Raw genomic sequence first — 25,644 nt, forward strand, 5'->3', positions numbered from 1 at the left:
ATGCAAAAAGCGCTGGCTAAGTTCTGTCTGCCATATATTGAAGTATAGCTTTGGCAAGTTGGTTGCTAGGGCATGCTGTCCAATTGCGTTAAGCAAATTTTTTTGCTCCGCCAACACAACCGATCACACCGAGGGTTACAAATAGCATACCTATACCGACTTCTTCATGCAAAATGCCGGCTGCCAGGGACATACCAAAAAATGGCTGCAGAAGCTGCAGCTGCCCTACAGATGCGATTCCGCCCTGTGCTAAGCCTTTATACCAAAAGACAAATCCAATAAACATGCTGAAGAACGAAACATAAGCCAGGCCTGTCCAGGCCCCAATGCTAACTTGGGCTACAGAGGTAGGATAATAGAGAAAACTCAGGGGAATAGCAATGGGTAAAGATAAGATCAGTGCCCAGGAAATAACCTGCCAGCCACCTAGCGTTTTCGAAAGCTTACCACCTTCCGCATAGCCTAGTCCGCAAAGTATAATGGCCAGCAACATCAGGAGATCTCCGATTGAAGAAGATACACCTTGCATCAGTGCGTAACTCACAACCAAAGAGCTCCCCAGTATCGAAAAGACCCAGAATATAGGGCGAGGCCGCTCTCCTCCACGAAAAATGCCAAAAATTGCTGTGGAAAGCGGAAGGATACCCACAAACACAATGGAATGTGCCGAGGTCACATACAATAATGCCAATGCACTCAACAATGGAAAGCCGATGACTACTCCAAGTGAAACGATGCCGAGAGACAGCAGCTGTGTTTTGTCGGGAAATTTTTCCTTTGTGATCAATAACACAATCAGCGCCAACACTCCAGCGATGGAGGCGCGGGCTACAGTAACGAAAAGCGGATCTAGATCCAAAACGGCTATTCGTGTGGCAGGTAATGAACCGCTAAATATCATGACGCCGATTAATCCATTCAGCCAGCCATTGGATAGTCTTAAGTTGCTATTGTTGCTCATTGCTTGATCTTTATGTACAAATCTTCGTAATATTTATGGTTGGATACAGTTACAGTTTTTGCTTATTGAATGGATACAGTTATCTTTATAAGATGGAGAAGGTTTTTATATACAGTGCATTAGCTCAAAATATAGCGGATAAAATCAGAAATGGTGTTTTAAAACCCCACGAGCGTTTACCGTCTGTGCGTATGTTGAGCAGGCAACATGGCATTAGTCTGAATACAGCCAAGCGAGTTTTCTTGGCATTGGAGGCTCACTCCCTCATTTATGTAAAACCGCAGTCCGGCTATTTTGTAAGCGCATTGCAAGTGCGAAAGTTGCAGCTGCCTGAAGTCAACAAGGCCTTGCTGACAGAGGAGGGCGTTGAACCACATGAATTGATTGATCATGTGTATGCTACAATGGGGGATAAAGACCTGACTTTATTCTCTATTGGAGTTCCGGCTGCGGAATTATTGCCTGTAGCCAAACTCAAAAAAGAGATTGCTTTAGCAACGAGAATATTGGATGGCGGAGGGGCTGCTTATGAGCCTTTACAAGGCAACTTGAAACTGCGGCGGATGATTGCTGCTCGTTCACGTACGTGGGGTGGCACATTGACTGCAGACGAGGTGATTACAACAAATGGCTGTATGCACGCACTATCGCTGTGTCTGATGGCTTTGACGAAACCCGGCGATACGATTGCCCTGGAGAGCCCCTGTTACCCGGGTATCCTGCAACTAGTCGTTAGTTTGAGGCTTCGGGTGATTGAGCTGACTACCGATCCCGTCCTGGGTATTGACCTTCTTGCGCTTGAAGGTCTGCTACTGCATATTGATGTCTGTCTGCTTGTCCCCAATTTCAATACACCGCTGGGGTATTGTATGCCCGAAGAAAACAAGAAAGCATTAGTTAAATTGCTTGCTAGGTATGCTGTACCGCTTATCGAAGACGACACTTATGGGGACATTTATTTTGGCCGGGAGCGTCCAAAATGCTGTAAGACATTTGACAAGGATGGTCATGTGCTGTGGTGTGGCTCGGTATCCAAAACATTGGCTCCCGGGTATCGTGTCGGCTGGGTATCAGCAGGAAAATATAAGGATCAGATTCTCCGGCTAAAGCTAGTTCATGCTCTGGCCTCAACGTCGTTAATCCATGAAGCTGTGGGCAATTTTTTAATGACTGGCAGATACGATCATCACCTGAATAGTCTTCGCAGAACGCTCTTGGAGAATTATCAACGTTTTGCGGATGTGATTGCGACATATTTTCCGGAGGGAACCCGGATAAGCAGACCTCAAGGCGGACTTGCGCTCTGGATCGAATTTCCAAAAGGTATAGATACTGCAAAACTGTATTATTACGCGCTGAGGAAGAAAATAAGTATTGCTCCGGGGAGGATGTTTACCTTGCAAAATCAATATCAAAATTGTATGCGGCTATGTATGGGGCTTCCATGGACAGAACATCTGCGGTTTCAGCTTGAACAGCTTGGAGTGCTAGCAAAGGTATTGTTGGATGCACACAATAAAAGCTTATCTGTCTAGAAATGGTCTCACAAAATGGTGAGGTCATGCAAGTTAATGGGACTGAGCTGCGAGGGTAGACGAGGCGGAAAAATAATATGATATAAATTGGCTGTAAAATGATACAATGCGGCAATCCAGATATAGTTATTTACAACGTAATTTGTGATTACATTACGGCTCTCCTCCTACATAGATGTTTCGATAGGCTAGGCATGGGAGATGACAGTGTGGTCAGATACTCATAAATGGAATTAAAACCCTTTTACAAACCTTATAAGATGAACAAACTCGGAAAACTGAACATGTGCTTTATACTCGCTTGTTTAGTAAGTTTTTTTACTGTACGTGCGCAGGAGAGAAAAGCCCCTGCCTATCCATTAATTACACACAATCCAAATTTTAGCATCTGGTCAATGACCGACCAGCTCAATGCATCGACTACCAGGCATTGGACCGACGCCGATCATTCCTTATTAGGACTGATCAGTGTTGACGGGCATCTCTATCGCTTTTTGGGGCAGGAAGAACCGAATTATAAGAGTATCCTGCCGACCGCAGAAGAACAATCCTATACTGTGCAATATACTGAAGTAAAGCCCGACGGCAATTGGCTTTCGGCTTCCTATCAGGCAGATGGATGGAAATCTGGAACTGCACCAATCGGAGATGATGAAAAGCAGGTAAAGACGCTTTGGAAATCGGATGCCATTTGGGTGCGGCGCACATTTCAGGTAGACGATCCACAACGTATCAACGAACTTTTCCTGAAACTAAACCACGATGACAACGTCGAGGTGTTTCTGAACGGGAAAAAAATCTATCAGAAGACGGGTTGGACAAACTCTTTTGAGTATTTACCTATTGATAAAAACGATCTGAACGCTGGAGAAAATCAGCTAGCGATCTATTTACGCAATACTGCAGGCGGGCGTTATCTGGATTTCGGCCTGGTGGACAGGCTGAAGGAGAGCGGTCCTAAAGTAGAGCTGGCAGTACAGAAAGATGTGGAGATTACGGCAACACGGACTATTTATAATTTTCAGGCGGGCAAGATCGACCTGAAGTTAAGTTTTATTTCCCCACTCTTGCTGGATGATCTAAAGCTCCTGTCGAGGCCAGTATCCTATATCAGTTATCAAGTAAAATCAAACGATGGAAAGCAACACGCTGTCAAAGTTTTTCTCAGTGCCTCAACCAATATTGCCGTGTATAAACCGTCGCAGGAGGTGCTCGCCGAAAAATATGAAACCGCAGACATGTCAATTCTAAAGGCTGGGACAACCGAACAGCCTGTATTGCAGAAGGGAGCCGATGACATGCGAATAGACTGGGGGTATTTTTACGTGGCGTCGCCTAAAAAGGATGCTGTACGTCAGTTTGTAAGTTCTGGCGCTGAGGCAATTGATCTTTTTAGGAAAGATGGAGCTGCTGTAGCAAAGCTGAAAGGAACATCATTGGCATTAAATACGATAATACCCTTCGGGACAGTGGGAAAAAAAGAGGTAGAGCGCTTTGTTGAGCTGGGGTACGATGAGGTCTTTGCTATTCAATATTTCAACAACAATTTAAGGCCCTGGTGGAATAATTCGGGGACGGAGACGTTCGAAAACCAGCTTGCGGCGGCGGCTACAGATTACCAAAGGGTTATGGATAAATGTATCGCTTTTGACAGGGCCGTATATGCTGGCGCGGTAAAATCTGGAGGTGAAGGCTATGCACATCTGACGACATTGGCTTATCGTCAGAGTATAGCAGCGCATACTTTGGTAAAGAGCCCCGAAAACGAATTGCTTTGGCTTTCTAAAGAGAATAATAGTGGAGGTTTTATCAATACTGTTGACGTGACCTATCCTTCGGCACCGCTTTATCTTATCTATAACCCTGAACTGCTAAAAGGGATGTTGAATGGTATTTTCTACTTTAGTGAAAGCGGTAAATACCCTCATCCTTGGGCGGCACATGATCTGGGAACGTATCCAAAGGCCAATGGACAGACCTATGGTGAGCCGATGCCTGTTGAGGAATCTGGGAATATGATTATTTTGACCGCGGCGATTACAAAGGTTCAACGCGATGGCAGTTATGCACGAAAACACTGGAAAACACTTACTGACTGGGTCGATTACCTCGTAAAAGAGGGCTTTGATCCCAAAACACAATTGTGCACCGATGACTTTGCCGGTCACCTTGCGCGCAATGCGAATTTATCGGTCAAGGCTATCGTCGGCATTGCATGCTACGCGCAAATGGCGGATGCTATCGGCGAACTGGAAACTGCAAAAAAATACCGCGCTATTGCCGAGCAGATGGTGCCAAAGTGGATGGAGATGGCCGACGCTGGCGACCATTATGCGTTGACTTTCGATGACAAAAATACTTGGAGCCAAAAATATAATTTGATATGGGACAAAGTTTTAGGTCTTAACCTGTTCCCGCAAGAAGTATATAATAAAGAGATCAAATACTATCTCACTAAGCAAAATAAATTTGGTATTCCCTTAGATAGCCGGAAAGCCTATACAAAAAATGACTGGATTCTGTGGACGGCGACATTTGCACCTACACGGGCGGAATTTGAAGCTTTGGTGCAGCCTGTATATAAGCATGCGCTTCAAACAACATCACGCGTTCCGCTGAATGATTTTTATGATGCGAATACAGGTGTACGAGAGAATTTCAAAGCACGTAGTGTGGTCGGTGGATTCTATATGAAAATTCTCCTGGATAGATTAACGAAGAAATAATCATAGAGAAGCCGGTACAGTATATTTGGCTCTGATCCCATAAAAAGCGTTTATTTCAGTGTTAGACAGCTGTTTACGGTCATCTCACGGCGTGTAGTCAATTACCATGAGATCAATGCTGCACGGCTCCTGAGTACTTAGGACGTAATGGGAATTGTCAGAGCGACAAGTGTGCCACCCTCATCTCTTTTGGTGATTTTTATGGACGCTTTCTGGCCTAACAGCTGTATGCGTTCGTGGCTGATTGTTCCGGAAAGCGAGCGGTGGGTCCTATCTGAAGGTTCACATGTGGACTTGCCGCTATCTGTGATTTCAACATATAATACATCATCCAGTACCTGGAAAAGGATCTCAAGCTGCCCGTTACCTGCATCTAAATCCACACCGTGGAGAATAGCATTTTCCACATAGGGCTGAATGAGCATCGGAGGTAGCATAATGGCGCTTAGGTCCTGATCTTCGGGCTGTACAATCGTATAGGTGAAGGTCTCCTCAAACCGCATCCGTTGTAATGACAGATAATTTTCAAGTGCATCGATTTCCTCATTTAACGGAACCAGATTTTCGCGGCTTAATTCAAGATTGCTCCGAAGGAGGCGGCTGAAGCGATTTAGATACTTAATCGCACTTTCCTTTTTGTCCAGTCGGACAAAGCTCTGTACCGCTGCCAGGGTATTGAAAATGAAATGCGGCTCCATCTGCGTACGTAATAATTGTTGCTGTAACAGTACTTTTTCTTTCGCCTGTCTTATGCGCCGCTGGCGGGATCTATAGTATAGGAACGACAATGTGACGGCCAATAAAATAAGAGTCAGTGAGGAAACAGCCAACCATAGCTGGTTTTGTTGAAGCTGGAGTTTATTGATCTTAATATTTTCGTTCAGCAGACGAATGGACTGATCTTTAGCCTGAAGCTGGTAGATCGCGTTCATTTCAGCGATAGCCTGTGTGTTTTCCGATTGATAGATGTCTTTCTGTAGCTGAACGACGGTGTTAAGTACGCTCAGAGCTTCATCTTTTTTACCTTGCAGACGAAATAGTTCGGCAGAACTTTTTTGAAATAGAATCTCGTTATTGGGAAAGATAAGTTTCGGAAAATGGGACCTTAGCTTTTTTGCTTTCATCAGGAATTGCGCTGCGGCTGCGGGCTTTTTGAAAAGCACGTATATAGCCGAAACGTTGCAGTAGTTTACAAAAAGGTTGTTAAGCAGGACAGTTGATTGCGCTATCTTGCTCTGTTGTTCGTCTATTGCTATTTTCAGTAGTTGATAATGCAGTAGTGAATCTTGTTGTTCTGTAGTTTCAAAATACTGGATTTTTGAATCATACAGAAAGCTGATATTATATTTGTCAGGATATTTCTGATGGAGTTGTTCGAGCTTATGTAAGTAGGGGGCCATATCTTGCGCAGGTCGGTGCAACGCATTTAATGTCTGTATCATCTGCACATATACCCGCTGATGAATAATATGTCCTGCAGGAAGTGACTCCGATAGGGGGATTGCAGCCAGATTCATCTTTTCAGCAAGATTGTATTGGAAGGTGCTGAGGTTATTTTGTGCAGCAGACAGCAGCATGGCAGATTTTGCTTCGGATGACAGACCAGTTGTTGTGTCCGACAGCACTATTGCGGCTGCTTTGTTGTAATAAAAGCCCGCTTCTCTTTCCTTTGCTTCCATACTGCGGATATTGCCTACACCATTATAAATAAGTGCTTTATATTTGAGGTTGCCCGAGGTTGGTTCAATAATTTCCAGCGCCTGTTCGATAAATATATTGGCAGAGTCCTGCTGAAGCATTGCATATAGTCGAGCGAGGTTATATTTCACTGTAGCCGACAGCACAGTGTCCTTTTTTACAAGGGGACTATGATTCAGGAGCAACCAGGCTTTTTTGAGTGAATCGCCATTGTGAGCAGTCAATTTTATCTCCTCCAGCTGTTCAACCGCTGTTGAAATGCTATCCGGGGCGGAGGTTAAGAAGGCAGATCTATTGCTGCATGCAATTATATAAAATCCCGTCAGCAGGACGAGTGCAGACTGTAGAAAATATTTCATTTTTCGGGGAAAAGCTGGTTTAAAATGACGTTTTTCCTACGCGAAGAGATAGGTATCTCTTCTTTATTTTTCAGGACGATATACTCCGAACGGTTTACACCGGTGATGTATTTCCGGTTTACGAGATAGGACTGATGCGTACGTAAAAAATAAGGAGAAGGCAATAGTTCCTCATAATATTTGAGCGGCTTTGATATCAGCTCTTTTGTTCCATCATTGAGGAAAAAGAAGGTATACGGGCCATCTCCCTTACAATAAAGAATATCATGTACGGCCACAATCCGCACTTGATGAATCGATGTTAGCGCAATATTATCTGGTAATTCGACGCCGTGCATTGCGCTGTTTGCCATCGAAAGCTGGCGCATCCATTGCGGATTATTCTCACTTCGGCGGCGATAACGTTGTAATGCTTCTTTAAGTTCATCCTGGTCAATGGGCTTCAACAGATAGTCTAATGCCCCATATTTAATCGCTTTGATTGCGTAATGATTGTACGCCGTGATAAATATGACATTCTGCGGGATGGAGGTCAGCTTCCTTAACAGATCGAAAGCAGTGCCATCGCGAAGCTGTATATCCATTAAGGCTATATTTGGTTGCTTTTCTTCCATTAGCTTTATCGCTGTTGTCACGCTGTCAGCCCAGCCAACGACCTCAATATCTTTTTCCTGTTCTAAAAGATAAGCTATTTCTTTGCGAATCGCAGGTTCGTCTTCTATGATGGCTACTGTTATCATCTTTAATTTTTCTGTTCGGTAAAAATAATAATTGTGAGTAAAGAAATGCTATTGATTTGCAATTTGCATTATTTCGATTGCGGGATGATTGTTAAATTCACTATTCGCATAACTATAGACGGCTTTAAGCCGTAAAAATAAAGTCTATGACCTAGGCAGAATCGTGGTTTTACAGTCGTGGAAAAACCAAAAACTCTCCTCTGACCAATGGTTTGTATGTGGAAAATATTTATATTAGAATGCATAGCTGATTAATTATGCTGTATCGAAATCGATCAAAGTTAATTTTTGCTGCGACTATCGGAGCGTTGGCGTGGTTCGCACTAATCATGCAGTTTGTAATGGGCTTGCGGGGGGCGAACGTAAGCGGTGCGGCATATGTCGTGCGGTTTTTTAGTTACTTTACTGTACTTAGCAATGCATTGGTTGCTTTACATTGTAGCTATGTTGTTTTCTCATTAAAGCATCGTCAGGAGCGTTTTCTTGATAGCCCCGCGGTGGTAACTGCCATCACGTTATACATAGTGATTGTAGGTCTTATTTATAATGCTGTGCTGCGTTTTTTGGTGCAGCCACAAGGACTGCTGAAATTGGTGGATGAGTTGCTGCATGTTGTGATTCCCTGTTTGTTCTTTTTCTATTGGTGGAGTTTTGCTGCAAAACGTAGCTTGAATTGGAAATTGGTTTGTTATTGGCTGTTATTTCCACTGGTTTATTTATTATATACATTGAGTCATGGTGTGGTATCCGACTTTTATCCTTATCCTTTCGTGGACGTGACAGAGTTGGGTATCCAACATGTTTTGCTCAACAGCCTCGTGATTACTGTTGTTTTTCTAGCTGTCGGCCTGCTGTTGATCTCATTGACCCGGTGGAAAGGGAGGTATAGAAATAAAGATGAAAAATAAGAAACTGTAGAGCAGTGCGCATTGTTATATCAACAAAAGTAAAGATCGGCGTATTAAGAAGCTTACATAACTTGGACAAAAAGTCCCACGCTTTTAGCTTTCGATTTTTGGCATTGGTGTCGGATGATAGATGACTTTAAAAATATTTAGCATGGTTATACGATTTCTTGTTTGTACATACTTTATATTCAGTACGCTTTGCGTTATAGGTCAAGTTAATATAGATAAAATGCGAGCTGATTATGCAAAAGCCGTAAAGAATAAAAAACTATGTGAAGCCAACCTGAAAACGCTGGAATCGTCCGCAAGTACGGCGACGGAAAAAGGTTATCTAGCTGCTTATGAAATTCTTTGGGCGAAACACATGGGAAACCCTTTTTCAAAGTTGGGGCAATTTAAAAAAGGGAAAAAGTTATTGGAGTCCGTTATTATAAAATACCCAGACAATGTCGATCTGCGCTTCATTCGTTGGAGTGTTCAGACGCACGCACCTTCATTCCTCAATTATCACAAAGACAGGCTTCGCGATAAGCAATTTTTGGTGAAAAATTTACGGAAATTGCCCGACCCAGAAGCTCGAAAAATTATTTATACGTATTTGAAGGATGCCAATAGCTATCTTAAGGGAGAGCATATCTTTTCCCCGGAAGAACTGGCGGAACTTTCCAAGTGATGCGTATTCGAGTTATTTTCTTCACTTCTTGGCATATGCTAAGCTTTTTCTTGCCTGTAATTCGCAAATTTGATGTATCAGTAACAATTAAAATTTTTAAAAGATGAAACAGGTATTTATTAATCTCGCTGTAGCCGATGTCAACAGATCAATGGACTTTTATACGCAGTTGGGATTTGAAAATAATCCACAATTTTCGGATAACGATGGGAAATGTATGGTTTGGAGCGAGCATATCTTTGTGATGCTGCTTTCGCATGACAAATTCAGGACCTTTACAAACAAACCTCTGGCGGACACAAGAGATCATATTTCCGGATTATTCGCGCTATCGGTAGAGAGTGTATCCCGCGTAAATGAGATTGTCGAAAAGGGACTGAAAGCCGGTGGTATCGAACCTATGCCGATGCTTGACCATGGGTTTATGCAGGTAAGAAAAATAGAAGATTATGACGGCCATACCTGGGAAATATTTTATATGGATATGAGCAAGTTGCCTGCTTCGTAATATTACCGATGGGAAAAATAGTTTCGCTTTCTCATTGGCCGTTATTGTCATTTGATGGTATATCAGTTTTTAAAAGGTTAGGAGGATGGACTCGCCGTTTGCTTGATGCGTTCAAATCTCTTTTTCAGATGTTCTCTTCTTGATCTGCGTAAACGCGACATTTTAACAGGATAGTGGCGGTTTTTGGTAATATTATTAAACAAAAGTGCCACGACAAATAAAATGAGGCAACCTGAAAGTACGGGGCTCAGTACGTACCAGTAGCCCATGGATGAGATCTTGGTTCCGCTACTTACGGCGATTAAAGCTGTAGCGCCACCGGGAGGGTGTAATGTCCGGGTATGCTGCATGCAGACAATCGACAGAGCCACCGCAAAAGGGGCGGTGAGCCATATAATATCTGGAAGAATTTGGGCTACGGTTACACCGGCAAGTGCCGAAACCACATGCCCGCCGATCAAGTTTCGGGGCTGAGCAAGCGGGCTTTGTATAGCTCCATATACCAGAACAGAAGAGGCTCCAAAGGATCCAATCAAAAAGATATTCTCCAGAGCGGGCAGGTGGAGCGACTGAATCAAAGCAATGATAAATATGCCAACAAAAGCACCAACGAATGACCAAAAATGTTCCCACGGATCAACTAATGTTTCGCGGTAAATCACATATCTATAAATCCTTAGCTGTCTATGAAATTGATTTTTCATTTTATTTTGCAAATTTACAAGCAGAATAAATTGCTTGTGTGAGCAATCTATTCGGATTCTTGTACTATTTATAAATTAAAAGATGCCTTTATTGTATTTCCCTTTTTTTGCAATCTTTCGGGTATTGCGATCTAACTCCATTATTTGGATAAGCTAAAGTTCCCTTATTGTATTTTTGCTCTGGTTTAGATCGAAAATTTTCCGGAGCAAAAATACAAAAAGCATAGCTGTATATAACAACACTTTTAATTTAATTGTAACTTTTGTCCCCATCGGAATTTGGAGCGTATGGCCTATGTTATCGTAGGACAATATCTAAAGGAGTGAAATGTGCATATGGTAATATGCAGCACCCATAAGGTAGGTCTTATGGCCTGGTTTAAAGCCCAGCCGTTCATAAAGCTTCTGCGCACTGGGGTTTTTCAGATCCACTAATAGGCCCACTTGTTCATATCCGGAACGCTGAGCATAGTTGATGGCATGCGTCAATAATTCAGTCCCTATTCCTTTGCCTCTGGCTAATGGTGAAACGGCAATTGAATCAATATAATATTCATGTCCTGTGGTTTCAGCTTCAGGAACAAGATCGTTTTCATATAGGCGTTGTATTAAGTCCAGAACAGGCTGACGCAATTGGGTAAAATGGTCGCCGTTGTATCCTGTCAATGTCCCCAAGACTGTCCCTGCATCATCCACGGCTACGAACGTATTTTCGTAACTATATAAGTTCTTTGACTCGACAAAAAGTTGTGTCAGAAATCGAATCGCTTCTTCTTTGTTGTGCTGTCGTATATACCGGAAGACGATATCTTCCATTGCTTGTAACATGATGCTGGGCACGGATGCCGGATCATTTTGTTCTGCTGGTCTAATTGTCAAATACATCTTTAAGGCTGTTGTATTTACTAAGGTAACAAATCGCTTATTTTCCTCCTAATCGATGAGAAACTTGCTTCTCGCGCCGACCACAAGTACGGTTTAACTGCGTTTTCCAAGGGAGGGGGAATAGACTGCATAATGTCAAGGATGTAAAGGATACAATACAATTTTAATGATATATCTGTTTTTCTTAAAAGGATAATGCTTATATTTATGGGCGAGGACTGGGTATGGATACATGCTCAGTGAGTCATATTAGCCTTTACAAAAATATTTACGATTATAGTACTCTGCTCGTGTAGGGATTTGTTTCGTGTTTGTTTTTGTCCTTTATATTTGAAGCAACCTTAACGATGAAAATTTATGTAATACATAGCCTCGTGTTCCTGATTCTTTCTGTGGTCAGCAGCTGTATTGCCGTAGGGCAGTCTGTTCCTCAGATTAAACAGATCGAAGCGCCCGTTCGGCGATTAGAAGCTGTGCTGCAGTTACCCGTAAATTTTGGAACAGATACCGCGCGATTAAGAAAGGCATGGGAGCCCATTTTAGCACTGGCAATCAGCGAAGCTGATGTGCGGTTGAAATGGGCCTATTATATGCGTATGGCTGACGGATATTCAATTGCGTTTGACGATGTTAATCCTGCTTCGGATGCTTGTTATCGTTTGGCTGAACAATTGCTGCATGGGTCTGAGCAGACAGAGTTGCAAATGCTGGGGTATGTTCGGCAGGGTTATTATAATTATGTCTATAGAAAAGTAAAGGAAGCGTTCCCTTTTTTTTTGCGGGCTAATGATTTAAAAGCTAAGATCAATATCCATAACCTACCTTTGGTGGTAAAACATTATCAGTTTATAGCAAATTTTTATAGCTATATCGGGGATCAGCGGAGTGCAGTGCAGTATTTAAAGGACGCGCTCCCTTTTTCGAAAGCTGCATCAAGGCCGCGTATCGATTTGATTAACGCTATAGCTGTTTATCTTGCGAAGGACTCAATCAACGATCAGGCGCGAAGCTACTTTAAGAAAGCGATGCAGGAAGCAAGACTGGCCAAAGATTCAGTATGGATTGGAATAATTTCAGGAAATCTGGGTGAGCAGGCTTGGAAAGCCGGTGACAGGCTAAAGGCCATTGCATTAATGGAACAGAATATCGATCTTTCCACCCGTTATAATGAAAGTAAGGATGCCATGCGCGCAAATTTAAATTTGGCAAGGTGGTATGTTGTACTCAGCGAGTGGCAATTGGCCCAGAAGTATGTTGCTGCCGGGGCACAGTTGTTGGAAGAAAAACCCTACTACCTGCAGTACAGAATGGACGTGGCCAAATTACGCTCAGATATTGCCCGTGGACTGGGGCAGCAGACTGAAGAACTTAAGCAACTGCGTTTATATCTCTTATTGAAAGACTCCTTGGAAACACGAATAAATGATAAGGCGATCCAGAAAGCTATTTGGCAGCGGGAGACAGAACGTTATGACCGGGCGATTCGGGATACGGAAGAAAAAAGGTTACAGACAAAACGTATTTATCAATTTCTTGCCGTTTTTCTGTTACTGATGTTCGTAATTGTTCTGCTACTTATTAACAGATCAAAGACGAAAATAAAGATGCAGCATGCTATTGTGGAGAAGGATAGGCTAACTCTAACTTACGAAAAACAGTTGGTCGATCAGGAGCTTAGCATTTTGAGAAATTCCTTGGAAGAGTTTACCGAAACTATCAAAAAGAATGATACCCTCATCAAGCAGCTAAGACAGGAAATTGAAATCGCGTCACAACGTGATCCGGAATATATTGCTCAAATATCAGATAGCTTGAGCAATATGCTTCAGTCGCATATTATGACTGACGAACGGTGGCTTAAATTTAAACATGTATTTGATAAGGTCTACCCGAGATATTTAACACAAATGAAGGAGACCTATCCACGAATAACAGATAATGACTTACGCATACTTGCGCTTCAAAAGCTGGGTTTGAACAACTCAAGTATGAGTGAGCTCTTGTGTGTTTCAGCCGAGGCTATTAAAAAAGCGAAACAGCGGCTAAAGAAAAAAATGGAAGTCGAGGCGAAGAAGGGATAAAAAAATAAGTAGGCTCCTTGAAGCCTACTTATTCGTATTAATCGAATAATTATTTCCTGGTTACGGGTGCTTTATTTGCTTGATTTTGCAACAACATTAAGTTCGATATCCACATTCTGGGCGATCATCCAGTCTTGCGGATTACCTTCGGTACCATAAGTAAGTCCCCAGTCTTGTCTCTGAATAGTAAATTTCGAATAGAAATTTACTTCGTCACCATTGAAAGTGATTTTGGCAGGGAAGGTAACGTTTACTGTTTTGTCTTTGATCGTTAGATTACCACTAACCGTATTTGTTGCATCAGCCACAACGCTTTTTTCTTTTGTAGCGTCAAATGGGGCGACTTTGGTAATTTCAAATTTTGCTGTAGGGTATTTAGCGGTATCGAAGAAGTCTGCGCTCTTTAAGTGAGCATCCAGATCGGTCGATTTTTTACCGCCGGCTGTTGTAGGATCTACTGAAGCCGTATCGGTAAGGATGGAGTTGACGTCGATTGTGAAGGTACCGCCAGTAATCTGATTGTTTTCTGCAGAAAGGGTTCCTTCGCTTTTTAAGATTCCATAGCGAGGATTTAAGCCCCCTTTATGATAACCTGTCCATTTCAAACTACTTTTGTCCGCTTCTACGGTATAGGTCTGTCCTTTTTGCTCGGTTACTTCCTGCGCCGTTGTTGTAGTTGCTTTATCGCCGTTTGTGTTCTGGCAGGAGGCCAAAAGAAGGATAACAGCTAAACCTGAGATTAATTGTTTTTTCATCTTTGTCGTTTTATTTTTATGTGTTTTTATCGTTTTGTTGTCTGCGTATCGACGGGCATCAATCATGCCAATTTCATTTCTTTGTAATGTGTCGATACAAAGGTAACTTATAGATAGTTTATTTTAGGTATTAGTTTCCTTAAGGAAACTACTTTCCTTTTGGAAAGTAGTTTAAAACTCTTCAATTCAGTATTTTTGTAGAAAATAGATCAAAGCGTATGAAAAAAGAGGCGAGCCTAAGTACCTCTGATGTGTGTAAAACAAGGGTGCTGGCGATAAAGGATGCGATGGAAATCTTAGCAGGCAAATGGAAGTTCCATATTATCGGCACACTGATGTTGGTCGACAAGCTGCGGTTTATGGAATTGTTGCGCGAAGTGGAGGGGATCGGCGCCAAGATGTTGTCAAAGGAGCTACAGGACTTGGAAATGAATCATCTGATTAGAAGGACTGTATTGCATACAAAGCCACTCACTGTCGAGTATGAGCTGACTGAATGTGGAAAAACACTGGGGCCGATTATTGAAGAGATCGCAAAGTGGGGCATTACGTATAGAAGCACCCTGTATAATAAAAGTGAGGAGATGTGATTTTTGATTAATAATACTTTTCTATTCTGTTGGTAGCACATCACAGATAAACCTTATTTTTCTGGTATAGCCTGTTTAATGATAGTGATTAGTTCATCCATATCAAAAGGTTTGGGAAGGAATAGGTCAGCTCCTGCTCCGGAAGCAACTTCCTCGCCATCACGGCTAGCCGATATACAGAGTATAAAAATATTTTTTAATTCGTCACTGTTTCGGATTTTTCTGATCAACTGATCTCCCGAAATAATGGGCATCCATAAGTCAACTATGATCAGGTCGGGTTTCGATTCACGTATTTTCTCAAAGGCATTGACGCTATCGGTTTCCACAATTGGGGCAAAACCATAATATTCTAACACTAATTCGAGCATATCTGTAATACCTTTATCATCATCGCAGATGAATATTTTCTTTTGATTCATATAATTTTTAAGTGTTTGGGAGAATAAAACTAAATGTCGACCCCTGACCTACTTTACTGTCGACCCATAGTTCTCCGTGATGCTGTTTTATAATTTCTTGGCAAATATATAGGCCGATGCCCATTCCTGCTATTTTTTGCTTGATGTCGCTGACACGATAAAATCGTTCGAAGATCTTTTTTTTGTCCTCGCTGGCGATACCTAAACCGTAATCTGTGACCGAAAATTTAATATGGCCGTTCACTTCGGTTAAATGTACATCAACGCGGTCCGCCTGCGGTGAATATTTAATCGCATTTGAAATTAAGTTTGCAACGACCTGATTCAGTTTGGTTTCGTCGCCATTATATATGATATTATGGGCAGCTGTTAGAAAAATCTGATGCTGGTCCGTGTTAAACTGTAGCTGTTCGATGGCTTCTTGAACCATTTTTGAAAAATCAAACTTTTTATGGTGTACGTCGAGCTTTCCAGATTGTATTTTAGACACCTCCAATAGCTCTATCATAAGCTTATTGAGCCGTTCGATCTGAATATCGGATTTTTGGATTATTTCTGCAAGCTTTCCATTATCCTGAGGTAGGAATTTTTTAACCATCTGTATATAACCTTTGAGAGCCGTTAGTGGTGTTTTCAATTCATGGCTTGCTATGGATAGAAAATCGTCCTTTCTTTTCTCGATTGAGCGGCGCTCTGTAATGTCATCAATCGCCAACAGGATCCGGTCTTTATACTGCCCTTCGAGCTCAACACGATGCGCATTTAAAAGCATGGTTTTTCTGCCGATATGAGGAAAGTCGTGTTCTACTTCGAAATCCAGTACTGGATTGTTGGTCGGCAGAATTGTTTCGAGCAACTGGCGCAGATCGTCAATATCCCACTGTCTATTTCCGAGGTCAAAAAGCAGTTTTCCAATAGTTTCGGTAGCACTCACTTTAAATGTTCTTAGAAAGGACGCATTGACCGTCAATACACGTAAATTCGGGTCAAGAACGACAAGACTCTCACGGATGGTCTGAATAACGCTTTCTAAATATTCTTCGTTTTGTCTAAGGCTTTCCGTACGCTGTTTAATTTTTTCTTCCGTTTGCTGCCGCTCAAGTTCAAGTTTTTCTTCGGCCTGTTTCCGACGGGTAATGTCATTTTGAACACCTATAAAATGCGTCACTTCCCCCTGATCATTTTTGATTGGCGCTATAGAAAGCTCGTTCCAGAAAAGTTGGCCATCTTTGCGGTAATTTTTAATTTCAATAGTCAGATTTTCCCCATTTCTTATGGCTTCAGCTATTATCGCACGGGCAGGCTGCTCTCGGTCTGCAGACTGTAAAAAGCGACAGTTGTGCCCTACAATGTCGTTGTAACCATATCCTGTAAGCCGCTCGAAAGCTTTATTGCTATAGATTATCGGGTTGTCGGGAAGCCGATTGTCTGTAATGATAATACCGGCGGAACTGGCGTCAACTGCGCTATAAATCAAAGGTAGCACATCCTCTTCAACAGTTTCATTTACATTTTCTTTATTTGACATATCCAATGACTCTTTGATGAACACCGTTTGCTGTTTAATGACGGTTAGCATAAGAACCGCTTATCGTACAATTTAGTTTATAGTAAATCATCTTACTTGTTTAGCTCCCTACAACTCGTTTTACTTTTTCCCTTTGCCTTAGGTTGATTACCGAATGATTGTGCTGTACCCTCCTCATCGCCTCAACGGCCTGAGTTTGGTAAATGCTCGTAATAATACCGAGATGGTGTTTTAAATACTTGATTTAATTAATGCTCGAACTAATAGAGCATTCTCTTTGTCCTTCAGAAAAGAACATCGCAGGGGTATGGACATACAAATAAACAATCCAACCATCATCAATGACCTGATTAAAATCAACAATGATCGGATTGAAGGTTATAAGGATGCGCTAACGTTGGCAAAAAAATTGGAGATCCGCGATTTAGATGAAATTTTCAGACGCCATATTGCGCAATCTGAACAGTTTGTAGCGGAGCTGTCGCCATATGTTAGGCTTGCTGGTAAAGAGCCTTCTGAAGATACTATGATAAGCGGAAAGCTCTTTCGTTTATGGATGAGCATTAAAGTTAGCATATCGGGCAACGACAGGAAAAGTTTACTCGAAAGCTGTGAAAAAGGAGAAGATGCTTTCAAGGAAAGCTATCAAAGAACCTTGGCTGAGGATAGTGACCAAATATCGGTAAATGTGACGAATTTAATAAGAATGCAATTAAACAAACAGTTAGATGCCTATAATACAATCAAGGTGATGCGTGAAAACGAGCTTGATAATTGACGATACGTATTTCCATATTTTATAAGTGATTCAGTTGAGTAAAGGGGAAGCATTTCCCTTTACTTATTTACGCGTAAGTTTAGCTTTCTTATTATGAACAACAAAGCAGATCGGCGACCATGTTCTCTAAGTCTTCCAGATTAAATGGTTTTGCCAAATAGCTGTCCGCACCAGCCTGCAGGGCGAGTTGCTCAATATCGGTATTTGCAGAAAGGTAGATAACAGGGATATCGCGGAAGGTTGGGTGTGACTTGAGAAGTCGTGTAGCCTCTATTCCACCAATCTTTGGAATCCAATTGTCCATCAATATAAGATCTGGTTGCACTGCTTCCACTTTTTCTATGATATCGTGAGAGGTTTCTGATACTTCAACATGGTAACCGTTTGTTTCGAGAATAATCGAACATATTTCAAGAACATGCCTATCATCGTCGAGCATAAGTATTGTTTTATTTGCCATCTTACCGTGTTTTTGAAAAAAGGTTCGGCTAAATTAACAAAAAACAAATACGAGCATCATGGGTAAAATACGGGTTTTGTTTCGGGTAAAAAATACGCTTTTTTGTTCATATGTCAAGATCAGGCGCTTATATCTAATCTGTTCCGTGCATTATTACTAAATGAAAAAGTTAAATTTCCGGCACCAGTCGAAGAATTGTGCCAAGGTCGATTGGTTCAATCCTTCCATAGCAAAGATTTTGTACGGATAAGGTATGGAATCGGTGTAAATTCCATCGTTTGCAACAATCAATGCAGGGATGTTTTGAGGTACCTGATTAAAGTAGGTACAGATGATAGAATGATGAGTAGCAAAGAGAGTCTCTATGCTATTATGCTGAAGTACTAATGAGACCGTATAGTCAAATTGCTTCGCGTCTATCTCTTTACAGTTACAGATGATATTGCTTGCGATAAAGACGTCGTTTCCATTGTCCCATAAGAAGTTTGCTAGCTCAAAAAACAGCTCATTCGTTGGTTGGCCCACGGGGTCGGCCATAAAATATTTCATTATCGATTACTTTTTTTTTATAAACCTTTTTTTCCTTCCATCCAGAATCCCTTCGCGTAAATTTTTCCACGGTGTTTACTGGTTTTAAGCACCTTTCTAAAATTTTGCAAGGACCTGACATTTCCGCTTAGTAGTATATTTGATTCTTCCCATTTATGATCCTTAAAAATTGGGAGCTGCCGAATCCTGTCTTCGTTCCTAAAAACACCATGTTTGGAGAAAACAGTGTAATTTTTTAGGCCCAGCAACGCTGGTATTTCCAAATTTTCATCGTCCAGTTCGATTAGAAATTGGAAAATATTGTTGTTTTTTTCGAAGGCAGCCAATAAACTTACCATGAGACCCAATGATGTCTCATCGCCAACAACGATATGACGTTGCGTATTGGGGTTATAAAATTTAGGGCATCCCAAAACAGCGATTTTCATGTTTTTCGTGCCTACCGGCAGCTGATCCACAAAGTTGGCCCCTACAGCATTTCCATGAAGATGCACGATGACCTCTATGATACCGGTGTTGGCATCACCATAGGACACGGTATAGTGTCGTGAATCAGTTGCATTCACACGGAAAGCAATGGTAAAGTTGGGCTCGAACTTTAAATCAGGAAAATCACCCTTCAGTATTATTTTTTTGATGTGCGCATTCAGATAAAGACTGTCTATAACGGCGACTTCACGCATTAAAGATGGTGCTATTTTTTCTAATACGTCGTTTATCCATTTGGGAGCTGTTGGCATAACGTTAAAATTTATGATACAAAGAAATGCCAATCTCTCGATTGCAAAAAGGGATAAACAGCGGTAAGTGTTGGACTATTCGAGGTTTCGTTTTCTAAATGCCGATGCTGTCACGCCAACAGCCTTAGCAAAGACACGGCAAAAATAGTGGTAGTCCTCATATCCGAGGGTGGTGGCAATTTCCTTAATGGATTGGTTGGAATGATAGAGTAAGCGTTTGGCTTCAAGAATTACGCGTTGCTGGATATGATAAGAAACTGGTTTCCCCGTCGATCTTTTAACGCATTCGTTGAGATATGCGGTGGATATTTTGAGTTTTTCCGCATAGTGCATCGGCTGTTTTGTTTGAATGAAATCGCTTTCCAATAGAACCTTAAATTCTTTCCACACGATTTCAGTCCTGTTCTGAGGTTCGGCTTTCCTTGATTCCATTAAATACTGTGAAATAATAAATGCCACTAAGGTGTTGCAGCTATCTGTCAACAAGGAAGTGTATAATTTTTCACGTTGTCTATCGCTCAGCTGCAGACACAGATCGACGATGTCAGTCAATACTTTGAAGGTATTCTGGGCAAGGGCAAGAGGCTGAATTGGCCCGATGTCCTTCAATAGGTTGACATAGTCAGGATTTATGTTCTCTGTACTTATCATGAGCACCGAGAACACGTTATAATCCATAGTTATACCGCGATGAACCTGATAAGGTTGAATGATCATAACGGAGGACGAACCAAGGTGAAATTGCTGAAAATCGATCTCAAATAGACCTGTTCCTTCTTCCAGGATTAGAAATAGATAATAATCATCTCGATGTGCTTCGTCCAAGCGATTCACAGGTAAATTTTTGACAGCCGTTTTCTTTATTACGATTCCCGGTTTAAACTCTTCTGGAAATAGATGTAATGGGATGGAAGCGTTTTTTTTCGGCATTTTTTTAGACTCGACGATTTGAATGATCAATGTTTTAATCCCTGCTTAAAGCAAATGAATTCGTTCAAATCTACGCATTCGTCAGTATATTAATAATATTTTTTCTGTATTGGGGGTCTTTTTCTCTTAGTTCAAGTATTTTGTTCTTGAGATCTATATTAATATACCATTCGGCATATTGTTGCTTTTCATTGGCTTCGTCAAAGAAGACTTTCGTTTTGATGTAATCCTCTTCAAAATATTCGGGGTGACCACTAAGTACAAAGGCCAGGGATGCCACAGAACTGCACATCCTGGAATCTGTTGATTCTGCTTTAAACATTGTACTTAGTGCCTTGGTGAAATTGTCACTTAATTCTCCTATGGAACGAAACCATATTCCTTCTTTGTAGAATCTTTTACGGTCCACTTCAGTATTCACTATCCCTAATTTCATGTCGTGACGGATGCCGATTTCTATCCCCACAGTCTGTTTTCCCCACAGACCCTTTGCCTGAATTGTGTGGTTATGATCCTCATCTTTCCAGTATCTGACGATGACCAGCTGTAGGTCAATGAAATCTTCATCTTCACTGACATCTATTTGCCTTAAACCGTTTGTGCCTTTCAAGAAGTTTAAAAAATTCATATTATACTGTTCATCTAGTCTAGACTATTGGTTAACCGTCGTATTGGCTGTCCCTTCGAGGCTACTGTTCTCATAATTTTGGTTAGCCCAACTAAAGATAAACAACTTTGATCTACTTTTTAGCGAAACAAAAGAGGATATTTTTTACAGAGATGAACGAAAACACCGCCAATTTTAAACAATATCGCTGGGAACATGGTTTATTGATACTACGTTAAGAGATTGTTTAATACTGATTCGATGATAGAGAAAGATATTTCAAAAAAAATAAATGACCACCTGGCCAATGAACGTACATTTTTGGCATGGATTACGACAAGTCTAGGTATTATGGGGTTCGGGTTTGTTGTTGTCAAATTCTCCTTATTTATTCGGCAGATTACATTGATGCTGAACACCGGATCGAAGATTGATATAGAACATGAGTATTCAGGAGTCGTAGGCGTCTCGGTTGTATTGATCGGGGCTGCTACTGTGGTATTGGCCTACCTTAAATATCGGAAGGTAGCCAAACAGATAGAGGAGGAGACGTTTACTTATGGTTCGTATGGGATTGCGCTGATCGCCTCATGCATGCTCACTATCGGACTATTATTGGGCTGGTACCTAATAGACAGTCTGTGAATTTGAGATGTGTTTCAGACGCTTCTAGCTGGTATGAAGCCAAACAAAAAGGGGCTTGGTAGCCCCTTCGTTTAAAGTTATCTACTGGACGTTGATGATACCGACGTCTGTTACACTTCCTTTAACGACCTGCACGTCCTCTTTAATGGTGGTGTTATAGCTTTCTGCTGAAGGTTCCACCTTAACCTTGTATGTCCCTTCGGGCATGCCGGGAAAATAGAATTTGCCTGCGTCATTGGCCAGCGTCCCTACAGTGTCCGTGCCATTGATCGCAAAAACATGGGCTAATGAAGCTGCAGGACTCACAGTTCCGGTGATTGCACCCGAGGTAGCCACCGGAATTGCACGAATGACGGGCTTCAGTAGATATTGTCCATTGCCAGTCCTTACAATGGATTTTGATGCGTCAAAATCAAGTAAGAGTGTGTAGGCGACGTTAGGGATCAATTCGTCCTGAATTTTAATCTTCACGCCGGAAGATTGTCCACTGGGTGTATTGAGCGGGTGCGCAACACCATCTACCCATATCTGATTACCTTCGTCCTCGAGTTTTAGCCTAATTTCCTGGATCATACCCGAAGGGACATCATCTCCCGCAATAACAGTATCCTTTCCCATCGTGTAGTTTAGGATATTAAATGGTCCTCCATCGACATCAATGCTTTCGCTACCAGAAGTTGTACGGATTTCAATCTCGTCAATGTTTAACTCGATCGCATCGTAATAGGCGGGGGCATCGGTAATTTTAATAGTTACAGGAGTTCTTTGTGTAGACGGCGTATCGTCCGAACTACAGCTGCCCAGCAACGACACAGTTGCTAACGCAGCGATAATGGAATTTATTTTCATAGTTAGTCATCTATACGGAGCGTTTCGCAAAAGCTATGCCAACACAAATTTGTACTTTTGGGTTATAAGATTGAAATATGAGTATTGCATTAGTCATTAGTGGTATACGTTCACACGATTGGAAAACGGAGATCCTAAACTTGCTACCGGGAACAAAAGTTGAAATTTATCCCCATATAGAAGATTTCAAAACAGTGGATTTTATTCTGGCGTGGAAGCCTGATCAGGGGTATCATAATCAATTTCCCAACTTAAAGGTAATACAGTCGGCGGGAGCAGGGGTGGATCATCTGTATTTAGATTTGTTACCCGAGCAGGTTACCATATGTAAAATAGTGGATCCCATGCTACAAAAAGATATGTTGGAACATGTCTTAACCTGTATCCTGAGTTCTATGAAAAACTTTCCAGATTACTTTTCAGATAAATTTTTGAAACGATGGCGTCCGCAGGAATATCAGACTATTGAAGATGTAACAGTGACGGTTTTAGGTCTGGGTAAAATAGGTAGCTATGTGGCAACCGGTTTAGTCCGTTTCGGATTTAATGTGCGAGGCTGGTCAAGTTCGCGGAAGGATCTGGAAGGAATAGCGTGCTTTTCTGGAGAAGGTTCACTGTATGAATCCATTCGAGACGCCGATTTTATTATCAATATCCTGCCTCTTACAGCCGATACACGCGGAATATTAAATGGCTACTTTTTTCAAGCCTGTGGGCCCGGTACTGTTCTGCTTAACGTCGGGCGTGGAGGGCATGTGGTCGATAGGGATTTATTGGAAGCCATGGACAGTGGGAATATAAAAGCAGCTTATCTCGATGTATTTCAGCACGAACCATTGCCTGAAGAACATCCTTTCTGGCAAGCTAAAAACCTATTTCTTACTCCGCATGTGGCGAGCCGTACGAATATAAAATCGTCGGTAGGCCAAGTGGTTGAGAATTATAAAAGGATGATGCATAATCAACCCTTGCTCAATGAGGTGTCGCGGAAAAAGGGGTACTGATGACCAGTGCCATCGGAAAATCAGGTGTAATCAAACGAAAATTGGAGGCTCAGGGTACTAACCTGAGCCTTAGCTTTTCCGGTATGAGTTTTAAACGTTAGACATAAATTCTTTAGAAGCTTTGTGAGTCTGCGGAGGGACCATAACTTGAAGGCAAAGGGATGTCATTCAATCTGTAGTATACACCTAATTGTGCACGGTGATGTGTAATCTGATTTAATGCATGTCGGATGGCTCCATATTTCGTCCAGCTTGCGAGAGTTTGGCCTGCATTTTTAATCGTCCAAGTGGGATATAAGTCTTCCTCATGCGCATGGTCTAAGGCTCTCTTTCCCGCCTCAAAATCCTGCTCTAGTTTTGCGACGAGCTCTGCTTTATTTGATAAAACTGTTGGTTTATACTCGCCGGCCGCAAAATCAAGTTCCGCAGTTTTTAAAATGGTGTTAGGCCATTCAAAAACTTCAACTAGATGTGTGGCTAAGGGCATCATTTTCATGCTCTTGACATGTGGGGCATAGTCATTCTTGCCTTCTGGAAAAAGGTTAATGAAATTTTTAGTAATCTCGTACTCACTCTGAAGTTCAGATTTTAATTGTTCCAATGTGTTCATCTTATAACTTGTTTAATTGATTTTTAGTAAATAGATGTTAACTGTCCATATACCCTGTCCTAATTACTACTACAAAGTTAATGGAGTGAATGACAGCTGTCTGTCAGTATTCTTTGCAGTTCTCCATTTTATACCTTGTCTGTAACTTCCGTCTCCTTACATGTGTCGTTCACTTGATTGTCCTTAAATTAACGGTTTTCGCTGAAAAATGTTTACCATAGACTGGATGCTTGAAACTATCTGCTGCTGATAAAAAAAAACGCTTGAAGCGGGGAACTTCAAACGTTTAATCTAACCAATTATTAACCTAAATTATGAGCTTGATATACTGCTATTTTTATGCCAAAAAAACTTTATATCTCGTATTAAACTGTAACATGTTTGTTGTTTGCACTTCTATACCTTCAACTCTATTTATCTCTATTGGCTGGGTAAAATGATCACAACAAAAAAAATATATAAGGAATGTGCTAATTCTGAGATAACACCTGATTTTATTTTGAATAGTGTGTGATTGTCAATAAAATTTCTTGTAATGTAAGGGTGTTGTTGTAATTTATATGGCGTATGTCGATTATTGTATATATAAATTTATAACGTATAACAGCTTATTACATCTGTTTCGCGATGAAGCGAACCAAAGTTATAGAAAGGCAGGCAAAAGAAGAGTAATGAGCGAAAAAAAAGTAGGAAATAAACCGAATAAATAATAAAAAAATGAAAAAGTTCTTATTGTTAATGGTCACAGTCATATTTGCAGTGACCGGAGCATTCGCTCAAATTCACAGGCCCGTAAAATGGACCGTGGCTAGCAAGAAATTAAACAGCAAAGAGGCTGTCGTATATGTTAAAGCCAGTATCCAGAATGGTTGGCATATCTATTCCCAGCACGTTAAGGAGGGCGGGCCTATTCCGACTTCTTTCACTTTTACAAAAGGCGCTGATTATGCGTTGGTCGGTAAAATGGCAGAACCAAAACCTAAAGTAAAACATGAAGAAGTTTTCAAAATGGACGTGGGTTACTTTACCAACGAAGTCATATTTCAGCAAAAGGTGGCTTTGAAAAAAGGTACAGCCACTGTGAGAGGAACCGTTGAATGGCAGGCCTGTGATGCCTCACAATGCCTCCCACCTGATGACTATGCGTTTGCAGTGACCATCAAATAAAGTGAAACACATGGATGGTTCTTGAAGTCTGATCTAAACTTTGGAAGCAGTCCTGAGCAGCATTTTTAATTTTTTTAAAAAATTTCAAAGACAGACAAAATATTTTACAAAGTACTGCGTTATTACTGCAAATACTTTTCATAAAATAGGTTAATATATGGCTAAGACCCTAGAGTTCCCCGCTCTAGGGCTTTTTTATGGAGAATGCTGCAGTTATACAAGCTGATGTTGA

The 25,644-nt window shown here is 41.4% G+C and carries 26 protein-coding genes; 11 read left to right on the forward strand and 15 right to left on the reverse strand.

From position 1 onward, the window contains the following. Positions 1–88: 88 nt before the first annotated feature. Positions 89–961 carry a DMT family transporter gene (locus K7A41_RS20680; RefSeq protein WP_265715293.1) on the reverse strand — a complete coding sequence of 291 codons (873 nt, stop codon included), beginning with the start codon at positions 959–961 and terminating at the stop codon, positions 89–91. Positions 962–1,053: 92 nt separating this feature from the next. On the opposite strand from K7A41_RS20680, the gene K7A41_RS20685 reads away from it, so the two are divergent. Both K7A41_RS20685 and K7A41_RS20690 read left to right on the forward strand, forming a co-directional pair. Continuing rightward, the gene (locus K7A41_RS20685; protein ID WP_265715294.1) at positions 1,054–2,496 is read left to right on the forward strand and encodes a PLP-dependent aminotransferase family protein; all 1,443 of its coding nucleotides are present in this window, start codon (positions 1,054–1,056) and stop codon (positions 2,494–2,496) included. Between the two features lie 260 nt (positions 2,497–2,756). Then, on the forward strand, positions 2,757–5,222 hold the full coding sequence (locus tag K7A41_RS20690; RefSeq protein ID WP_265715296.1) for a glutaminase family protein: 2,466 nt from the start codon (positions 2,757–2,759) through the stop codon (positions 5,220–5,222). Between the two features lie 137 nt (positions 5,223–5,359). Here K7A41_RS20690 and K7A41_RS20695 read toward each other — a convergent pair whose 3' ends face one another. Further along, complete coding sequence (locus K7A41_RS20695) at positions 5,360–7,279, reverse strand: sensor histidine kinase (protein WP_265715297.1); 1,920 nt, start codon at positions 7,277–7,279, stop codon at positions 5,360–5,362. Further along, positions 7,276–8,019, reverse strand: a complete 744-nt coding sequence (locus K7A41_RS20700) for a LytR/AlgR family response regulator transcription factor (RefSeq protein ID WP_265715299.1) — start codon at positions 8,017–8,019, stop codon at positions 7,276–7,278. Before K7A41_RS20700 ends, K7A41_RS20695 begins: the two co-directional genes overlap by 4 nt. A gap of 329 nt (positions 8,020–8,348) precedes the next feature. Between K7A41_RS20700 and K7A41_RS20705 the strand changes: the two genes are divergently transcribed. From K7A41_RS20705 to K7A41_RS20715, 3 genes are all read left to right on the forward strand, one after another. Further along, positions 8,349–8,927, forward strand: a complete 579-nt coding sequence (locus K7A41_RS20705) for a Pr6Pr family membrane protein (RefSeq protein ID WP_265715301.1) — start codon at positions 8,349–8,351, stop codon at positions 8,925–8,927. Between the two features lie 130 nt (positions 8,928–9,057). After that, positions 9,058–9,600: a hypothetical protein gene (locus K7A41_RS20710; protein ID WP_138096645.1), complete on the forward strand. Its 543-nt coding sequence runs from the start codon at positions 9,058–9,060 to the stop codon at positions 9,598–9,600. Positions 9,601–9,703: 103 nt separating this feature from the next. Further along, complete coding sequence (locus K7A41_RS20715; RefSeq protein WP_028070094.1) at positions 9,704–10,108, forward strand: VOC family protein; 405 nt, start codon at positions 9,704–9,706, stop codon at positions 10,106–10,108. A gap of 77 nt (positions 10,109–10,185) precedes the next feature. Here K7A41_RS20715 and K7A41_RS20720 read toward each other — a convergent pair whose 3' ends face one another. Next, on the reverse strand, positions 10,186–10,812 hold the full coding sequence (locus K7A41_RS20720) for an HPP family protein (protein ID WP_028070095.1): 627 nt from the start codon (positions 10,810–10,812) through the stop codon (positions 10,186–10,188). 315 nt (positions 10,813–11,127) lie between these two features. Continuing rightward, the gene (locus K7A41_RS20725) at positions 11,128–11,697 is read right to left on the reverse strand and encodes a GNAT family N-acetyltransferase (protein ID WP_265715303.1); all 570 of its coding nucleotides are present in this window, start codon (positions 11,695–11,697) and stop codon (positions 11,128–11,130) included. Between the two features lie 347 nt (positions 11,698–12,044). On the opposite strand from K7A41_RS20725, the gene K7A41_RS20730 reads away from it, so the two are divergent. Continuing rightward, positions 12,045–13,778: a hypothetical protein gene (locus K7A41_RS20730; RefSeq protein WP_265715304.1), complete on the forward strand. Its 1,734-nt coding sequence runs from the start codon at positions 12,045–12,047 to the stop codon at positions 13,776–13,778. A 71-nt stretch (positions 13,779–13,849) separates the two neighbouring features. On the opposite strand, the gene K7A41_RS20735 is transcribed toward K7A41_RS20730, so the two are convergent. Then, positions 13,850–14,533 (reverse strand): YceI family protein, encoded by a 684-nt coding sequence (locus K7A41_RS20735; RefSeq protein WP_028070098.1) that lies wholly within the window; start codon positions 14,531–14,533, stop codon positions 13,850–13,852. Between the two features lie 218 nt (positions 14,534–14,751). On the opposite strand from K7A41_RS20735, the gene K7A41_RS20740 reads away from it, so the two are divergent. Then, positions 14,752–15,123, forward strand: a complete 372-nt coding sequence (locus tag K7A41_RS20740) for a winged helix-turn-helix transcriptional regulator (protein WP_028070099.1) — start codon at positions 14,752–14,754, stop codon at positions 15,121–15,123. Positions 15,124–15,176: 53 nt separating this feature from the next. Here K7A41_RS20740 and K7A41_RS20745 read toward each other — a convergent pair whose 3' ends face one another. Next, a complete protein-coding gene (locus tag K7A41_RS20745) occupies positions 15,177–15,545 on the reverse strand; it encodes a response regulator (protein WP_265715306.1) in 369 nt (122 codons plus the stop codon). 7 nt (positions 15,546–15,552) lie between these two features. After that, positions 15,553–17,073 carry a PAS domain-containing protein gene (locus tag K7A41_RS20750; RefSeq protein ID WP_265715307.1) on the reverse strand — a complete coding sequence of 507 codons (1,521 nt, stop codon included), beginning with the start codon at positions 17,071–17,073 and terminating at the stop codon, positions 15,553–15,555. A gap of 307 nt (positions 17,074–17,380) precedes the next feature. On the opposite strand from K7A41_RS20750, the gene K7A41_RS20755 reads away from it, so the two are divergent. Beyond that, positions 17,381–17,851 carry a ferritin-like domain-containing protein gene (locus K7A41_RS20755; protein ID WP_265715308.1) on the forward strand — a complete coding sequence of 157 codons (471 nt, stop codon included), beginning with the start codon at positions 17,381–17,383 and terminating at the stop codon, positions 17,849–17,851. A gap of 91 nt (positions 17,852–17,942) precedes the next feature. On the opposite strand, the gene K7A41_RS20760 is transcribed toward K7A41_RS20755, so the two are convergent. The 5 genes from K7A41_RS20760 to K7A41_RS20780 form a co-directional block, all read right to left on the reverse strand. Next, positions 17,943–18,311, reverse strand: coding sequence for a response regulator (locus tag K7A41_RS20760; protein ID WP_028070103.1), 369 nt, complete (start codon positions 18,309–18,311; stop codon positions 17,943–17,945). A 156-nt stretch (positions 18,312–18,467) separates the two neighbouring features. After that, positions 18,468–18,860 (reverse strand): hypothetical protein, encoded by a 393-nt coding sequence (locus tag K7A41_RS20765; protein ID WP_265715309.1) that lies wholly within the window; start codon positions 18,858–18,860, stop codon positions 18,468–18,470. A 17-nt stretch (positions 18,861–18,877) separates the two neighbouring features. Continuing rightward, a complete protein-coding gene (locus K7A41_RS20770; RefSeq protein ID WP_265715310.1) occupies positions 18,878–19,600 on the reverse strand; it encodes a siderophore-interacting protein in 723 nt (240 codons plus the stop codon). A 75-nt stretch (positions 19,601–19,675) separates the two neighbouring features. Next, positions 19,676–20,530 (reverse strand): AraC family transcriptional regulator, encoded by an 855-nt coding sequence (locus tag K7A41_RS20775; protein ID WP_265715311.1) that lies wholly within the window; start codon positions 20,528–20,530, stop codon positions 19,676–19,678. Between the two features lie 70 nt (positions 20,531–20,600). Continuing rightward, positions 20,601–21,158 carry a hypothetical protein gene (locus K7A41_RS20780; RefSeq protein WP_265715312.1) on the reverse strand — a complete coding sequence of 186 codons (558 nt, stop codon included), beginning with the start codon at positions 21,156–21,158 and terminating at the stop codon, positions 20,601–20,603. A 240-nt stretch (positions 21,159–21,398) separates the two neighbouring features. On the opposite strand from K7A41_RS20780, the gene K7A41_RS20785 reads away from it, so the two are divergent. Then, positions 21,399–21,782 carry a YidH family protein gene (locus K7A41_RS20785; RefSeq protein ID WP_197734438.1) on the forward strand — a complete coding sequence of 128 codons (384 nt, stop codon included), beginning with the start codon at positions 21,399–21,401 and terminating at the stop codon, positions 21,780–21,782. Between the two features lie 81 nt (positions 21,783–21,863). Here K7A41_RS20785 and K7A41_RS20790 read toward each other — a convergent pair whose 3' ends face one another. Next, complete coding sequence (locus tag K7A41_RS20790) at positions 21,864–22,631, reverse strand: DUF4382 domain-containing protein (protein WP_265715316.1); 768 nt, start codon at positions 22,629–22,631, stop codon at positions 21,864–21,866. Positions 22,632–22,708: 77 nt separating this feature from the next. On the opposite strand from K7A41_RS20790, the gene K7A41_RS20795 reads away from it, so the two are divergent. Then, positions 22,709–23,635: a 2-hydroxyacid dehydrogenase gene (locus tag K7A41_RS20795; RefSeq protein ID WP_265715318.1), complete on the forward strand. Its 927-nt coding sequence runs from the start codon at positions 22,709–22,711 to the stop codon at positions 23,633–23,635. A gap of 112 nt (positions 23,636–23,747) precedes the next feature. Here the strand turns inward: K7A41_RS20795 and K7A41_RS20800 are convergent, their stop codons facing one another. Beyond that, a complete protein-coding gene (locus K7A41_RS20800; protein WP_265715320.1) occupies positions 23,748–24,245 on the reverse strand; it encodes a DinB family protein in 498 nt (165 codons plus the stop codon). 717 nt (positions 24,246–24,962) lie between these two features. Here K7A41_RS20800 and K7A41_RS20805 point away from each other — a divergent pair. Continuing rightward, complete coding sequence (locus tag K7A41_RS20805; protein ID WP_028070111.1) at positions 24,963–25,412, forward strand: protein-disulfide reductase DsbD N-terminal domain-containing protein; 450 nt, start codon at positions 24,963–24,965, stop codon at positions 25,410–25,412. The last annotated feature ends 232 nt before the right edge of the window (positions 25,413–25,644 follow it).

This window comes from Sphingobacterium sp. InxBP1, assembly GCF_026191775.1.
Classification (GTDB): Bacteria; Bacteroidota; Bacteroidia; order Sphingobacteriales; family Sphingobacteriaceae; genus Sphingobacterium; species Sphingobacterium thalpophilum.